General features: G+C 60.1%; 13 protein-coding genes. 9 read left to right on the top strand and 4 right to left on the bottom strand.

What is annotated here, in order from left to right:
* Nucleotides 1-131: 131 nt before the first annotated feature.
* The 4 genes from groL (at nucleotide 132) to ppk2 (ending at nucleotide 3,752) form a co-directional block, all read left to right on the top strand.
* Nucleotides 132-1,775: a chaperonin GroEL gene (gene groL, locus CDUR_RS11680; protein WP_179418335.1), complete on the top strand. Its 1,644-nt coding sequence runs from the start codon at nucleotides 132-134 to the stop codon at nucleotides 1,773-1,775.
* 534 nt (nucleotides 1,776-2,309) lie between these two features.
* Nucleotides 2,310-2,459: a PorH family porin gene (locus CDUR_RS11675; protein ID WP_006062362.1), complete on the top strand. Its 150-nt coding sequence runs from the start codon at nucleotides 2,310-2,312 to the stop codon at nucleotides 2,457-2,459.
* 54 nt (nucleotides 2,460-2,513) lie between these two features.
* Nucleotides 2,514-2,657: a hypothetical protein gene (locus CDUR_RS11670; RefSeq protein ID WP_179418334.1), complete on the top strand. Its 144-nt coding sequence runs from the start codon at nucleotides 2,514-2,516 to the stop codon at nucleotides 2,655-2,657.
* A 195-nt stretch (nucleotides 2,658-2,852) separates the two neighbouring features.
* Entirely contained in the window at nucleotides 2,853-3,752 is a 900-nt protein-coding gene (gene ppk2 / locus CDUR_RS11665) for a polyphosphate kinase 2 (protein WP_006062364.1), read from the top strand.
* Nucleotides 3,753-3,776: 24 nt separating this feature from the next.
* Here the strand turns inward: ppk2 and CDUR_RS11660 are convergent, their stop codons facing one another.
* Genes CDUR_RS11660 through CDUR_RS11645 form a run of 4 tightly spaced genes read right to left on the bottom strand, consistent with a single transcriptional unit; the run spans nucleotide 3,777 to nucleotide 8,909 of the window.
* Nucleotides 3,777-7,637 (bottom strand): Pls/PosA family non-ribosomal peptide synthetase, encoded by a 3,861-nt coding sequence (locus CDUR_RS11660; protein ID WP_179418333.1) that lies wholly within the window; start codon nucleotides 7,635-7,637, stop codon nucleotides 3,777-3,779.
* 9 nt (nucleotides 7,638-7,646) lie between these two features.
* Nucleotides 7,647-8,093, bottom strand: coding sequence for a MarR family winged helix-turn-helix transcriptional regulator (locus CDUR_RS11655; RefSeq protein WP_006062366.1), 447 nt, complete (start codon nucleotides 8,091-8,093; stop codon nucleotides 7,647-7,649).
* 29 nt (nucleotides 8,094-8,122) lie between these two features.
* A complete protein-coding gene (locus CDUR_RS11650) occupies nucleotides 8,123-8,410 on the bottom strand; it encodes a rhodanese-like domain-containing protein (protein ID WP_179418332.1) in 288 nt (95 codons plus the stop codon).
* Between the two features lie 25 nt (nucleotides 8,411-8,435).
* Nucleotides 8,436-8,909, bottom strand: a complete 474-nt coding sequence (locus CDUR_RS11645) for an inorganic diphosphatase (protein ID WP_006062368.1) — start codon at nucleotides 8,907-8,909, stop codon at nucleotides 8,436-8,438.
* Nucleotides 8,910-9,036: 127 nt separating this feature from the next.
* On the opposite strand from CDUR_RS11645, the gene dacB reads away from it, so the two are divergent.
* From dacB to folE, 5 genes are all read left to right on the top strand, one after another.
* Nucleotides 9,037-10,359, top strand: coding sequence for a D-alanyl-D-alanine carboxypeptidase/D-alanyl-D-alanine endopeptidase (gene dacB / locus CDUR_RS11640; RefSeq protein WP_179418331.1), 1,323 nt, complete (start codon nucleotides 9,037-9,039; stop codon nucleotides 10,357-10,359).
* 3 nt (nucleotides 10,360-10,362) lie between these two features.
* Complete coding sequence (gene tilS, locus CDUR_RS11635) at nucleotides 10,363-11,325, top strand: tRNA lysidine(34) synthetase TilS (RefSeq protein WP_179418330.1); 963 nt, start codon at nucleotides 10,363-10,365, stop codon at nucleotides 11,323-11,325.
* A 26-nt stretch (nucleotides 11,326-11,351) separates the two neighbouring features.
* Entirely contained in the window at nucleotides 11,352-11,948 is a 597-nt protein-coding gene (gene hpt / locus CDUR_RS11630; RefSeq protein ID WP_179418329.1) for a hypoxanthine phosphoribosyltransferase, read from the top strand.
* A gap of 113 nt (nucleotides 11,949-12,061) precedes the next feature.
* Nucleotides 12,062-14,596, top strand: coding sequence for an ATP-dependent zinc metalloprotease FtsH (gene ftsH, locus CDUR_RS11625; protein ID WP_179418328.1), 2,535 nt, complete (start codon nucleotides 12,062-12,064; stop codon nucleotides 14,594-14,596).
* Nucleotides 14,589-15,167 (top strand): GTP cyclohydrolase I FolE, encoded by a 579-nt coding sequence (gene folE, locus CDUR_RS11620; RefSeq protein ID WP_179418327.1) that lies wholly within the window; start codon nucleotides 14,589-14,591, stop codon nucleotides 15,165-15,167. Before ftsH ends, folE begins: the two co-directional genes overlap by 8 nt.
* Nucleotides 15,168-15,173: the final 6 nt, after the last annotated feature.

The following is a 15,173-nucleotide window of genomic DNA, read 5'->3' as shown; positions in this document are numbered from 1 at the left end:
GTGAGAGTGCCAGGAAATGAAACATCGGATGCGGGTGAGGTTGGCACCACACTCACCAACCATGCCGTCGCGGGCGCCCGCTGAAGAAGACGCGAGTGTCGTCCTCTAATAACAAGGAGAAAACACCGACTATGGCAAAAATCATCGCCTTCGATGAAGAAGCACGCCGTGGCCTTGAAAACGGCCTGAACACCCTGGCCGATGCAGTGAAGGTTACCCTCGGCCCCAAGGGTCGTAACGTTGTGTTGGAAAAGTCATGGGGCGCCCCCACCATCACCAACGATGGCGTGTCCATCGCTCGCGAAATTGAGCTGGAAGACCCCTACGAAAAAATCGGCGCAGAACTGGTTAAAGAAGTAGCCAAGAAGACCGACGATGTCGCCGGTGACGGCACCACCACCGCCACCGTGCTGGCGCAGGCCCTGGTTCGCGAAGGTCTGCGCAACGTCGCCGCTGGTTCCAACCCCATGGGCATCAAGCGGGGCATCGAGCAGGCTGTGTCCAAGGTGACCGACCAGCTGCTCTCCGGCGCTAAGGAAGTAGAAACCGAAGAGCAGATTGCCGCTACCGCTGGTATTTCTGCTGCCGATCCGGCCATCGGCAAGAAAATCGCCGAGGCCATGTATGCCGTGGGCAACGGTCAGCTGAACAAAGAATCCGTAATCACCGTCGAAGAGTCCAACACCTTCGGTGTGGAACTGGAAGTCACCGAGGGTATGCGCTTTGACAAGGGCTACATCTCCGGTTACTTTGCCACCGACATGGAGCGCCTTGAGGCTGTGCTGGAGGATCCCTACGTCCTCCTCGTTTCCTCCAAGATCTCCAACATCAAGGACCTGCTTCCGCTGCTGGAGAAGGTCATGCAGACCGGCAAGCCGCTGCTGATTATTGCGGAAGACGTGGAAGGTGAAGCACTATCCACCCTCGTGGTGAACAAGATCCGCGGCACCTTCAAGTCCGTGGCCGTCAAAGCTCCTGGCTTTGGTGAGCGCCGCAAGGCACAGCTGCAGGACATTGCCATCCTCACCGGTGGTCAGGTCATCTCCGAAGAAGTTGGCCTGTCCCTCGAAACCGCTGACCTGCCGATGCTGGGCCGCGCCCGCAAGGTCGTGGTGACCAAAGACGATACCACCATCGTCGAAGGCGCTGGCGACGCCCAGCAGATCGAAGGCCGCGTGAACCAGATCCGCGCTGAGATTGACAACTCCGACTCCGAGTACGACCGCGAGAAGCTGCAGGAACGCTTGGCTAAGTTGGCCGGCGGCGTGGCAGTGATCAAGGTTGGTGCTGCCACCGAGGTGGAACTGAAGGAGCGCAAGCACCGCATTGAGGACGCCGTGCGTAACGCCAAGGCAGCCGTTGAAGAAGGCATCGTTGCTGGTGGTGGCGTCGCCCTCCTGCAGGCTGCTCACGTGCTTAACGACGACCTTGGCCTTACCGGCGACGAGGCAACCGGCGTGAAGATCGTGCGTACCGCACTGTCCGCTCCGCTGAAGCAGATCGCCCTGAACGCTGGCTTCGAACCCGGCGTAGTGGCCGATAAGGTTGCCTCCCTGCCCGCAGGCGAGGGTCTGAACGCCGCTACCGGTGACTACGTGGACCTCATGGCCGCTGGCATCAACGATCCGGTGAAGGTGACCCGTTCTGCCCTGCAGAACGCAGCCTCCATCGCGGCACTGTTCCTGACCACCGAGGCTGTGGTGGCTGACAAGCCGCAGCCCGCCGGTGCCGCAACCCCGGGTGCCGACGAGATGGGCGGCATGGGCGGCTTCTAATCGGCCTCACATGCTTGGTGTCGCCCGCCAATTGCTTGGTGCGGCACAGGGTTTCGTATGCCCCGTGACAGATTCTGCTCAGGATTCTGAGCAGGCTGTTGCGGGGCATGCTTCTTTATTGCGGCTGTGTAGAGACGTCCGATTCGGCGCTCAGAGGCGCTTACAGCACGTTCTTTACCCCCTTAATAGGGTATATTGGATAACGATTCTGATACAGATTCCCCCTAATCGCGCGTCCCGAACGCGATGTTACGGAATTATGAAAATTTTTTCCTTAAAACCCTTGACTGCCTGCCATGTGTGCAAAACTATCCACGCTCTGAAATGGAAAAATGCAGGTGAGTGACGCAAAATCCCAGGGCAGTGAAGGTGACACTTTTGTTGAAATAAGTGGGACACGCAAACGTGAGAAATTTCAAAACAGGTTGACTCAGCGCTGAAATGTGCTTAAATTTGCTCTAGGACGTCGTGAGCGGCGTCAGCAACTGGAAACACAACCAGCTTCATTGCTGGTGCCTCTCAAGGAGATACAACATGGACCTTTCAGTCCTGAAGACTCAGTTCGACAACTTTGCTACCTTCGTGAGCGCTTTCGGCGACCTTGTTACTTTCTTCCCGAAGGCAACACACAATGTGTTCTTCTCCGCTGAAGCCTTCCAGGGTTCTTCCCTGATGGGCAAGTAGCCTCTATCGGTCGATAATCATCCATACCAACTTTTAATCACTAGGAGTAGTTTCATGAGCAAGGCAGACGCTGTACACAGCATTGCAGGTTTCTCCACGGAAGGTTCCTTCCTGAACACCCTCGCAGGCTTCCTGAACCCCTTCGGCAAGGTTGCAGACGCCGTTGGTGACCTCCTCGGTCTGCTTCCGAAGGCCTAATTCGGTCATCTTTCAAAGATGTACAACCCCGGCCGTGCAAGGTGCGCGCCGGGGTTTTCTTTCTGTCTGCCTCACTGCATGGTGCTGCATATATGAGGATGGGGGGATGGGGGGTATGTGGTGGTGTGGTCAAAAACCACATGTGGTTAATCATTTCCCCTAACAGGGCACCATTATGCGGGGTAGACTTAACCTATGGATGAAACGAATGAGCAGGATTTGCCCGTTGTTGACCTAGCGGCAACTCAGGGTTACATCGTTGATGATTCAGATGAGGATGACCCCGTCCTTATCCAACCGAACGGTGAGCCTGTGCAAACGTGGCGGGAAAACTACCCGTACCAGGAACGCATGAGCCGCGATGAGTACGAGCACATCAAGCGTGCTCTGCAAATTGAGCTGCTGAAGTGGCAGAACTGGACAAAGGACACGGGTCAACGCCATATCATTCTTTTCGAAGGTCGCGATGCCGCAGGAAAAGGCGGTACCATTAAACGCTTCAACGAACACCTGAATCCCCGTGGCGCGCGCACGGTGGCGTTGGAGAAGCCCTCGCCTAGAGAGTCCACCTCGTGGTATTTTCAGCGCTATATCCAGCATTTCCCTGCTGCGGGTGAGATCGTGTTCTTTGACCGCTCGTGGTACAACCGCTCGGGGGTGGAGCGCGTCATGGGGTTCTGCACGGAGTCGCAGCACGCGGAGTTTCTGCGGGAAGTGCCCATGCTCGAGAACATGATCATGGGGTCGGGTATCTCTTTGACTAAGTTCTGGTTCTCTGTCACCCAGAAGGAACAGCGCACTCGTTTCGCCATCCGCCAGGTAGACCCGGTGCGTCAGTGGAAGCTGTCGCCTATGGACCTGGCATCGTTGGACCGCTGGGATGACTACACCCGTGCCAAGGAGGAACAGTTCCGCTACACAGACACGGACGAGTCCCCATGGATCACCATTAAATCGAATGACAAGAAGCGGGCGCGCATCAACGCCATGAAGTATGTGCTCAGCAAGTTCGAGTACACCGGCAAGGATCATGACCTAGTAGGGGATCCTGACCCGAAGATTGTGCACCGCGGCAGGGACCAAATCGGCGACTAAACAGGATAACTACCCAACGCTGTTTCATCCCCATATTTCAATCGGATTGCCCTGCCAGCGCGTCGCCGAGGGAACATGGTCGCCGCGCATCACTAGGGAACTTGGCCCTACCACAGCCCCCGTGCCGAGGACACTGCCGGGAAGCGCAACGGAATGCGGGGCGAGGGTTGCGGCGGCGTCGATACGCACCTGGTCGAGGCTCATCACGCGGTCCTGGAATAGGTGGGTTTGCACGACGCAACCCCGTCCGATGGTGGCACCGACACCGATGCGGCACAAGTCGGCTTCGGGGAGCCAGTAGCTTTCCAACCAGGCACCTCTGCCGATGCGTGCGCCGAGAAAACGCAGAAAAACGTTCATTGCACTTGACCCGGGCACGTGATTGAGCAGCCAGGGCGCAGCCACGACTTCGATGAAGGTGTCTTGTAGCTCGTTCAGCCATACAAACCGCGACCACAGGGGGTGCGATCCTGCGCGTATCCGGCCCACACAGATCCATTTCATGGCTACAGTGATCGCCGCGGCGCAGGCACCCGCAGCCATGAGGAGCGGACCGCCGGAAAGTATTGTCCACCCAAGTCCGTGCCGCACATACACCCACTGCAGCGCGCCGAGCACGCAGACTCCCAGCACGGCAGAGGTCATGGGCGCGCACAGACGCACAGTTTCCACACAGCCGCGGGCCGCTTTGACCCGCCAGCCCGGCTCGTAGGTGCTGGATTCACCTGCCGCAGACTGCACCACAACTCGGCGCAGGCGTTCAGGGGGCGACCCCCACCAATTGCTACCCGACTGGGACTTCTTGGGGGTGGAAGACAGCACCGCAACCAGGGAATTCTTTGATAGTTTGCGGGTGGGGCCAGTCATACCGGAATTGCCCAGGAAGGAGCGCTTGCCAATTTTCGACACTCCCGTGAGCATCCACCCGCCGCCCAGCTCGTAGCCGCCGAGCATCGTGTCATCGGCCAGGAACGCGCCATCGCGCACCACCGTGAACCGCGGAATCATGACCGCCGTGGAAATCTCCACGTTGCGGCCCACCTGTGCGCCCAGGCTCCGCAGCCACAGCGGGGTAAGCAGCGCGGCATACAGGGGAAACAGGTGCCTACGTGCGTCGTCCATGAGGCGCTGCGTCGCCCACGCCTGCCATCCCCGGCGCGAGCGCACGGGCGTAATCCCTGGTCGCAAGCCGATGGCGAGTAGCCGCACCAGCAGCCACGTCAACCCAGCGTAGGTTGCCATCGCCACCAGCACCCCCAGCGGTGTCAGCGCCACCAACTGCAGGAAACTCCGGGCTCCGCTTATCGACGCCGCGCCTGCCACCACGGCCACCAGCGGCAACGCACTGAGCAGCAGGGATGTCAACCCAAATATCGGAACCCAATAGGTAGCCCGGGGCGGTGGGTCGGTGGGGAATCGGTGCCGGGCACGACCCACCTTCGCTGCCGGGGATCCTGACCAGCGGGCCTGATCTTTCACCTTTTTCCGCCCGGTCACGCAGGATCCAGCCTCCACATGGGCGTTGTTGCCCACGCGTGTGCCGGGCAACAGCACGGATCTCGCGCCGATGCGGGCACCGTGGCCAATATAAATCGCCCCCACGTGCAGGATGTCTCCCTCCAGCCAGTAGCCTGATAAGTCAACTTCCGGTTCCACGGAGCAGTGGTCACCCAGTGTGAGCAGGCCCGTCACCGGAGGTAGGGAATGCAGATTCACACCGCTGCCTACCTGCACGCCAAGAAGCCTGGCGTAATACAGCACCCACGTGGCGCTAGAGACATCGCGTCCCCCAAGGGTGTCGCTGAGACGTTCCGCAGCCCACAGTCGCAGATGCGTAGCACCACCGCGTGGGTAGTCACCCGGCGTGATACCCGCAGTGAGTACCCGTGCTGCTAGCGCCGACAGGGGAAGCCGACCCAGTGGGGTGAGAAAAACAAGAACAACCAGCAACAACAGCCACCAGGGTACTGATACGGGGCGCGCCCACGCGTAACCCAGGTACGCGGCAAAAGCGTTGATCACCAGCAACCACGGCACCCAGCGTGTTGCCGCCTGCATTCCCATCACCAGAACCTGGATTGCCTCCTGTGCCACGCGGGTGCGCATACTTACGGGTGACGGGTCGGGAGTGGGGGCGTCGATACGCGTGGCGCTGGGGCTCAGGGTGCTGGAAATGGCATCGACATGTTCGGCGAATGCGCCGAGCCGAGGGTGATCGTACAGGTCACGGACGGATACGGTGGGCATGCGGTCACGCACCCGACCCACCAGCGTCGCCGCAGCCAGTGATGTTCCGCCGAGGGCGAAAAAGTCTGCGTCCCTCTCCGTCACAGCGGTGCCAAGGACATCGACCCACAGCTGCGCGAGCCAGTCCTCCGTGGGTGTTAAGCCTTCCGCCTGCACATTCGTGCCAGGCAGGGGCCAGGGCAATGCTTTTTTATCTACCTTTCCGGAGGTGGTGACGGGTAACTCGTCCAGAACGCACAGGCGGGGAATGAGTGCCCGCGGCATGAGGTCCGCGAGCTGCGCGGTGGCGATGTTCTCAAAGTCTGGGTGCGGAGTGTCGAGTGTGAGGTACGCTACTAGAATCTTATCGCCACCTGGGGTTTCCCGAACCACCACCGTCGCTGAATGCACACCTGTCAGCCCTGAGACGGCGGCCTCCACCTCGCCCAGCTCGATGCGGCGCCCGCCGATCTTCACCTGATCGTCCACGCGCCCCACAAAGTACAACCCATCCTCGGCCAGGCGTACATGGTCGCCGGAACGGTAAGTTCGCTTCCATCCGAGGGCTGGAAGCGGTGCGTACGTGGTGCGGTCTTTGTCCGCGTCCAGGTAACGCGCCAACCCCACGCCACCAATGACCAGCTCCCCGGTCTGCCCGACCTCCACTGGATTTCCGTGCGTATCGACGACCGCGAGATCCCACCCCGACAACGGCAGTCCAATGGATACTGCCTCACCAGGTTGTAGTGGGGCAGCGCAGGATACGACGGTCGCCTCCGTGGGGCCGTAGGTATTCCACACCTCACGGTCCTGCGCGGACACTCGCTGAACCAGTTCCTGCGGGCACGCCTCCCCGCCGAAAATGAGTAAACGCACTTGGTCAAGAGCTTCTGTGGTCCATAAACTTGCAAGCGTTGGAACCGTGGAGACTACAGTGATGTTGCGCCGAATCAGCCACGGGCCGAGATCCATGCCGGAGCGCACCAACGAACGCGGGGCGGGAACCAGGCAGGCACCATGACGCCAAGCCAGCCACATTTCCTCGCAGGAGGCATCAAAGGCAATGGAAAGCCCTGCAAGGACACGATCGTCGGGGCCGAGGGGTGAGTCTTGGCAGAACAACGTGGCTTCCGCATCCACAAACGCGGCGGCGCTGCGGTGGGTCACGGCCACGCCTTTCGGGGTGCCGGTGGACCCGGAGGTGAAAATGATCCAGGCATCGTCATGGGGGAGTGGGGGACCAGTGTCTCCACGACTGCGCGTGCGGCGTAGGTCAAGGCCATCTGAGGTGATGGTCGCGGTGACGTCGGCTTCATCAAAGACCAAGGTAGCGCGCTCGTCAGGGTCATCCACATCCACCGGAACGTAGGCGGCCCCCGCCGCAAGCACCGACAGAATGGCGATGTAAAGCTCGTGGGAACCGCTGGGCAGTCGGATGCCAATGCGATCACCTCGACGTATGCCTTGCTCATAAAGGTCGGCCACCGCTGCGTCGAGGGTGTCCATCAGTTCGGAGTAGGTGATTACTGTGGTGCCGTCATCAATGGCTGCGGCTTCCGGGTGGGTGGCTGCGGTGTGTCGAAGAATATCTACAAGTGTGCGTTCCGGCGGGGCCGAAGCGCTGCGTAAAAACTGCGTTGGAACCGCTGGCAGTCCCACAGTCTTCACTCACTCCTCTTCTGCGGCAATAATCGATGCCGCGAGTTTCCGCAGGTGCTTTAGTTGCTTGGAGGTTGAATCATCCAGGGCTCGATCCTCGGCGTGGCTGACCAGTTCTGCCAGCTCTTCATGCACTTTACGGCCCCGTTTAGTGGCTGCCACGATCTGGCGGCGGCGGTCTTTCGGGTCGCGTTCGCGTTTTGCCCAGCCGTGCTTTTCCATCGAGTCGATCAGCCGTACCATGTCGGAGGCATCGACGGCGAGGATGGATGCCAAGGTGGATTGGCTGGCGGCATCCCCCGCCACCAGGGCTGTGAGTGCCCAGTACTCACGCAGGGTTGTGTCGTAGTCCACAAGCGATTTTTCTACCTCATCGCGGGTACGGCGACGCAGCCGCTCCAGCTGGAAAGATGGTGATTCCAGCAGCAGCGTGGGTATCTCGGGCAAACCAGGCATAGTTAAATCATAAATCGGTTGACCATAAACTACGACATCGGAAGCCCAGCGGCCTCCCATGCAGAGGTTCCACCCTCGACATTGATGCATGCGATGTCGTGGGCGTCCAGGTATTCGCAGACTCGGGCTGAACGGCCACCAGATAGGCAAATGACGTACACGTCACGGTTGGTGTCCACCTCACCAACACGTTGGGCGAATTCACTCATAGGGATGTTGATGGCGTGCTGCGCATGGCCTGCGGCGTATTCGTCGGGTTCGCGGACGTCGATAAGCTGTGCCTCGTCGGGGACTTCGGTGACCGTGACGGACTTCATGCAATACTCCTTATGCTGTGGTGTCTTACTTGTGGCGTTCCACGGCCTCGGTGAGGATACGCTCGGCCTCGGCTTTGCCTGCCCAGCCGGAGCCGGTGACTTCCTTGTTGGGTTCCAGGTCCTTGTAGTGGACAAAGAAGTGCTCCACCTCGTCTTTGAGGAAGTCGGACACATCGTCAATGTCCTGCAGGTGGTTCCAGCGAACATCATCAACGACGCAGAGCAACTTGTCATCGCCGCCTGCCTCATCGGTCATTTTGAATACGCCCAGCGGACGTGCCTTCACAATCACGCCGGGGAACACCGGCTCGGGAAGGATTACCAACGCGTCCAGCGGGTCACCGTCTTCGCCGAGGGTGTGGTCAATGAAGCCGTAATCCAGGGGGTATCCCATCGGAGTGAACAGGTAGCGGTCCAGGTAGACCTTGCCGGATTCGTGATCAACTTCGTACTTGTTGCGGGAACCCTTCGGGATCTCGATAGTAACTTCAATACTCATGACTATGGACAGTGGTCCCTTCTCCCAGCACCCACGGTAAAGGTGCGGGTTAAACTACTCAAATCTTTCCCAACATCCTACCCTGTCAATAACACAAGCCAGTACCATCACCGTCTAACCTAGTGACGTGACTGTTAAGAAGATTTGGTGGATTCTAGGCGCCTCCGCAGCTGCCATTGCGGTGGGCGGCGGCACAACGTTGGCGGTGATCAACGCAACCGGACCTGGGGATTTAGTACATGATCCGGCGATGGCAGCCGTTGAACCGCAGCAGCTTGTCCAGCCGGTGGGCACCTCCACTTCTGTAGACACGTCCACATCAGCGGTGGCGCCGTCGACGAATAACGAGTTGCGTACCACCCTGGAAACGCTCTCCCAGGACCCCCGGTTAGGGCAATTTGGTGGCCAAGTGACCGACGCCACCACCGGGTCCATTGTGTGGGAGAAACACCCCACCAAACCCATGACGCCCGCGTCCACCACCAAAATCCTCACGGCAGCGGCCGCACTTCTTGTGCTTGGTCCGGACGATCGCATTGACACTGCCGTTGTGGAGGGCGACGCTCCTGGGACTGTGGTCCTTCGCGGCGCAGGTGACGTGATGCTCACCACCGAAAAGCTTGACGACCTGGCGAAACAGATTAAACACAGTCACCCCGCGCCAATTAATACCGTGCTGGTGGATACTTCCCACTGGAGCGGCGAATCCTTCCTCTCCGACTGGGACCGAGCCGACATCGCAGGCGGATTCATCGCGCCCATGGAACCGGTCATGCTCTACGGTGCGCGTATCGGAGAGACCACCGGTGACGTACCGCGCAGCGAAACCCCGGCGCTGGACGTGGCGCGGCAGTTGGCGACGCGCCTAGGCGCGGAGAAAAGCGGCCTGGGGCAGGCCCCCACCACCGAGGAAGCGCCGCTGGCCCTCGTCCACTCCGACACCCTGGAGGAACGTCTTCGGGAGTTGATGCAGCAAAGCGACAACGTGGCGGCGGAAGCCGTGGGGCGCGAGATTGCCTTGCATGAAGGAATGACAGGAACAAACAAGGACGCAGTAGCCGCCACTCTGCAGATTCTTAACAGCAATGGTTTCAGTACCAGCGGCGTGACCCTGGTGGACAATTCCGGCATGTCTACCAAGAACCTGATCCCCCCAGGGTTGCTCAACGACATCATGCACCGTGCGGTCACCGACCCGCAGCTTCGGCCGTTGTTGGAAACCCTTCCCGTGGCCGGTGCCAGTGGCACCCTGGAGGAACGCTACCGCGATCAAGCCGGTGCGGGGTGGGTACGCGGCAAGACCGGGACCCTCACTAAAACCACTGGTCTCGCGGGCACGGTGATGGGCGCTGACGGCCACATCTACAGCTATGGCTTCCTCTCCAACGATGCCGACGTGCAGGGGTCCCGCGCCGCGATGGACGCTATGACCTCGGCAATTCGGGACTAAACCATGCCCAGCCACCTCGGCTCCCTGGAACTGCCGCACACCAGCCCACATTTTCTTGAGATCCGTCGGGCTGTGCGTAGGCACACCGATATGCGCGTGGTGGTGGGGTTATCCGGTGGCCCGGATTCCGTGGCGTTACTGGCAGGAACACTTGCCGAAGGCCGTGAGGTGGAGGCCATCTGCATTGACCACGGCCTCCAAGATGCCAGCGCCGAGGTCGCCGCCACCGCCGCTGAGACGGCACGCGCACTCGGTGCTGCGGCTACGGTTCTGCGTATCGACGTCCCGTCTACCGGAAGTATGGAGGCAAACGCCAGGCACGCCCGCTACACCGCGTTAACATCGGCGGCCAATGGCCGGCCCATCTGGGTGGGGCACACCATGGATGACCAGGCAGAAACCTTGCTGCTCAGCGCGCTACGCGGACACGCCACAGGCATGCTGGAACGCAGCACCTGGGAGGATGGCACGACAATTGTGCGGCCATTGCTAGGGGTGCGCCGCGCCAACACGGTCGGAGCGTGCTCGGAACTTGGGCTGGAAGTGTGGTCCGACCCCCACAACGATGACCAGTCTTTTCGCCGGGTGGCGCTACGGAATCGTCTTCTGCCGGATCTCGCTGACATTATTGGTGGGGATCCCGTTCCCGGGTTGGCGCAGGCGGCGGAAAGGGCGGCCTGGGAAGCGGACCTGGTTCGGGTGGGCGTCGATAAGCAGGGCTTGGGGGAGGGGATTGTCGAGCTGGAGGTGGCGCAGGTACCCCCGCACCCCGCGCTGCGTCGGGCCGTGCTGGCGGAGTTTATTCGAACCAATGGTGGTCGGGAATCTGCCGCGACCATCGCGGCAGTAGAACAATTGATAGTGGCGTGGCGTGGTCAGGGACCCGTGGCCATTGGAAAGGCCCCGGGTGGGCGGAGGTTGGTTGTGGCGCGGAAAAATGGCATTCTTGCAGTGTCTGTACGTTGACTCTCTGACAAAGGATGCCCTCGCCGATGCACGACAAGAAGGATTACAACGTTCCCGCAGGACCCTACGGTGACGACATTGAAGCAGTGCTGGTGGATGCAAAACTCCTCCACACCCGCATTCAAGAAATGGCCGATCGACTTTCCGAAAAATACAAAGACGCAGGCGATGACCTGATCCTCGTCTGCGTGCTCAAAGGCGCGGTCTTTTTTATTACCGATTTTGCGCGAGCCATGTCCATACCCACGCAAATCGAATTCATGGCGGTCTCCTCCTACGGAAACTCCACGTCCTCTTCCGGTGTCGTGCGGATTCTGAAAGACCTGGACCGCGACATTGAAGACAAACACGTTGTTATTGTTGAAGACATCATCGACTCGGGGCTGACCCTGTCCTGGCTGGTGAAAAACCTGCGCAACCGCAAACCCAAGTCCCTCGACGTGGTGACGCTGCTCCGCAAGCCCGAGGCCGTGCGCGGAAAAGTCGATCTTTTTGACATTGGCTTCGACATCCCCAATGAATTTGTCATCGGCTACGGGTTAGACTACGCGGAACGCTACCGGGACCTCCCCTACGTCGGAACACTGCACCCCCGCGTGTACTCCACCGACAACGGTAACTAACAGCCAGCTCACGGCAACCTAAGAAGCGCACGCGGAAGAACCACGGTGGAATAAGTACACTGAAACAATCTGCTCTTTGACAAAGAAAGGTCAACGCCGCCACAGGCTAACCAATGGACAACAAGAAAATCCTCAGATTCGGCACCATCGCCGCCGTCGTTCTCATCGTGCTCTTCGGAATCACTGTGTTGATCGACGACACCCGCGGTTTCCGCAAGGTGGACACCTCGGTCGCCATGGCACAGCTCAATGACAACAACGTCAAAGAAGTGCAAATCGACGACCGCGAACAACGCCTCCGCCTCACCCTCAAAAACGGCATCAACGTGGATAAACGTGATGGTGTGACGGAAATTATCGCCGAATACCCAGCTCGCTCAGCGCCGGTCATCTTTGACAAGGTGCAGGCCAGCAACCCCGAGAAGTACACCACAAAGGTCAACCGCGAGAACTTCTTCACCTCCATGCTGGGCATGCTGCTGCCCATGCTCATCCTGTTCGGCCTGATCATGTTCTTCTTCAACCGCATGCAGGGCGGCGGCATGGGCATGTTCGGCTTTGGTGGATCCCGCGCCAAGGAACTCACCAAAGACATGCCCACCAACACGTTTGCCGACGTAGCCGGTGCGGACGAAGCCGTGGACGAACTCCACGAAATCAAAGACTTCCTGCAGGACCCCAGCCGCTACGAAGCACTCGGGGCGAAAATCCCGCGCGGCGTGCTGCTCTACGGCCCACCCGGAACCGGTAAAACCCTGCTGGCCAGGGCCGTGGCCGGTGAGGCAGGCGTACCTTTCTATTCCATCTCCGGCTCGGACTTTGTGGAAATGTTCGTCGGTGTGGGTGCCTCCCGCGTCCGTGACCTGTTCAAACAGGCCAAAGAAAACAGCCCCTGCATCATCTTCGTCGACGAGATTGATGCGGTTGGTCGCCAGCGCGGCTCCGGCATGGGCGGCGGACACGACGAACGCGAACAAACCCTCAACCAGCTGCTGGTGGAAATGGACGGCTTCGGAGACCGCCAAGGCGTGATCCTCATGGCCGCCACCAACCGTCCCGACATTCTGGACCCGGCCCTGCTGCGTCCGGGGCGTTTCGACCGGCAAATCCCGGTGACCAACCCGGATCTGAAAGGCCGCGAACAAATCCTTCAGGTGCATGCCAAGGGCAAGCCCTTCGCCGATGATGCAGACCTGAAATCCCTGGCCAAGCGCACCGCCGGCATGTCTGGAGCGGACCTGGAAAACGTGCTGAACGAAGCCGCGCTGCTCACCGCCCGTATTGGCGGAAATGTGATCACGGCTGATGCGTTGGAGGAAGCCACCGACCGTGTGGTGGGTGGCCCGCGCCGAAGCTCCAAGATCATTTCCGAGCACGAAAAGAAAGTCACCGCCTACCACGAGTCCGGCCACACCCTGGCTGCCTGGGCGATGAAAGACATCGAGCGCGTGTACAAGGTCACCATTTTGGCCCGTGGACGTACCGGCGGGCATGCCATGACAGCCGCCGAAGACGATAAAGGCATGTACAACCGCGCCGAATTGTTTGCCCGGCTTGTGTTCTCCATGGGCGGCCGCGCCGCCGAAGAGCTGGTGTTTGGCCAGCCCACCACAGGTGCCTCCAATGACATTGAGCAGGCCACCAAGATTGCCCGCGCCATGATCACCGAATACGGCATGTCCCCAGAGTTGGGTGTGGTCAAGTACGGCGAGGAACAAGGCGACCCGTTTGTGGGGCGTGGTGCGGGGAACCAGATGGATTACTCCCCGGCTGTTGCCGCAACCATCGATGAGCAAACGCGGTACCTGATGAACAAGGCACACGAAGAGGCATACAACATCCTCCGCGATAACCGCGACGTGCTGGACAAACTCGCCGAGAAACTACTGGAAAAGGAAACGTTACGACGCCCCGACCTGGAGGTTCTGTTCGAAGGCATGCCGCAGCGCGAACGTGTTGAAGTATTCCCCAACGAGGCAACCTACTTCCCTGCGCAAATCGGCCGCGAACCGGTGAAAACCCCCACGGAACTGGCCATTGAGCGTGGCGAAGAGCCGCCGAAGCGTTTTTCTCTGTTGGAGGCGTCCAAGGCTGCTCGCGCCCGTCGCGAAGCGGAACGCGCAGCTCAGGGGCTGATGCCCTTGCCGCCGGTGGATGCAGCGACGCGTCGAGATGGCACCAGCAATGGCCCAGGTAACTACAACAATGGCGCGGGTGGTCCTGGTTCTGGTGGTTCTCGGGGGCCCCAGCACACGGGTGGCCAGCCCACCTATGGTGGCACGCCGCCGCCAGCGAACTGGACTGTGCCCGGCTGGGACTCGCAATCGCCGCAATCTCCGCAGGACACACCACAGGGCGCACCCCAGGGAGCGCAACCATCGCAGCCTTCAGATGGTGGCAGGCATGCGCAACCAGAGCCGCAGCCGCGCGGCCAACATCCTGGGATGAACTCCTACGGTCCGGGTGCGCCCGATACGTACGGCGACCAGCCCACACAGAATAGTCACGCTGCAAAAAACCCACCGAGCTCAGCTCCAACTGAGATCATTGGCTTCCGGCTGCCTGATAACGAGCAGCCGGAATACCCGGAACGCCCCGAGCACGGCAGCGGCGATTCTTCACGGGACCAGAAGGACGATCATGCCTAGCGGTGTGTTTGATCGTGAGCGCGCCGAGGCTGCCGTACGCGAGTTGCTCATCGCGGTAGGGGAGGACCCAGACCGTGAGGGCTTGCTGGAAACCCCGGCAAGGGTGGCTCGCGCGTATGCGGAAATGTTTGCTGGCCTGCACACCGAACCGACGGACGTGTTGAATAAGACGTTTTCGGAGAATCACCAGGAGCTGGTGCTGGTCCGGGACATTCCTATCTATTCCACCTGCGAGCACCATCTTGTGCCGTTCTTCGGTGTCGCCCACATCGGCTATATTCCGGGCGAGTCCGGCCAGGTGACCGGATTGTCCAAGTTGGCGCGCCTGGTGGACTTGTTTGCTAAGCGTCCGCAAGTGCAGGAGCGTCTGACCAGCCAGGTTGCAGACGCCCTGGTGGACAAGCTGGGCGCACAGGCCGTGATTGTGGTGATCGAGTGTGAGCATCTGTGCATGGCTATGCGGGGAATCCGCAAGCCGGGTGCCATGACCACAACCTCGGCTGTTCGTGGTGGTTTTAAGAGAAATGCGTCCTCACGTGCTGAGGCGCTGGCGTTGATTCGAGGTCACTAATGGCAC

Origin of the sequence: Corynebacterium durum (genome assembly GCF_030408675.1) — a bacterium.
Taxonomy (GTDB): Bacteria; Actinomycetota; Actinomycetes; order Mycobacteriales; family Mycobacteriaceae; genus Corynebacterium; species Corynebacterium durum.
The sequence above is the reverse complement of the archived record's forward strand: the minus strand, read 5'-3'. Positions and strand labels throughout refer to the sequence as shown.

Bases quoted from the DNA above. Each gene is read 5' to 3' on its own strand.
- groL (WP_179418335.1), top strand. From the start codon at position 132: ATGGCAAAAATCATCGCCTTCGATGAAGAAGCACGCCGTGGCCTTGAA.
- CDUR_RS11675 (WP_006062362.1), top strand. From the start codon at position 2,310: ATGGACCTTTCAGTCCTGAAGACTCAGTTCGACAACTTTGCTACCTTC.
- CDUR_RS11670 (WP_179418334.1), top strand. From the start codon at position 2,514: ATGAGCAAGGCAGACGCTGTACACAGCATTGCAGGTTTCTCCACGGAA.
- ppk2 (WP_006062364.1), top strand. From the start codon at position 2,853: ATGGATGAAACGAATGAGCAGGATTTGCCCGTTGTTGACCTAGCGGCA.
- CDUR_RS11655 (WP_006062366.1), bottom strand. From the start codon at position 8,093: ATGCCTGGTTTGCCCGAGATACCCACGCTGCTGCTGGAATCACCATCT.
- CDUR_RS11650 (WP_179418332.1), bottom strand. From the start codon at position 8,410: ATGAAGTCCGTCACGGTCACCGAAGTCCCCGACGAGGCACAGCTTATC.
- CDUR_RS11645 (WP_006062368.1), bottom strand. From the start codon at position 8,909: ATGAGTATTGAAGTTACTATCGAGATCCCGAAGGGTTCCCGCAACAAG.
- tilS (WP_179418330.1), top strand. From the start codon at position 10,363: ATGCCCAGCCACCTCGGCTCCCTGGAACTGCCGCACACCAGCCCACAT.
- hpt (WP_179418329.1), top strand. From the start codon at position 11,352: ATGCACGACAAGAAGGATTACAACGTTCCCGCAGGACCCTACGGTGAC.
- ftsH (WP_179418328.1), top strand. From the start codon at position 12,062: ATGGACAACAAGAAAATCCTCAGATTCGGCACCATCGCCGCCGTCGTT.
- folE (WP_179418327.1), top strand. From the start codon at position 14,589: ATGCCTAGCGGTGTGTTTGATCGTGAGCGCGCCGAGGCTGCCGTACGC.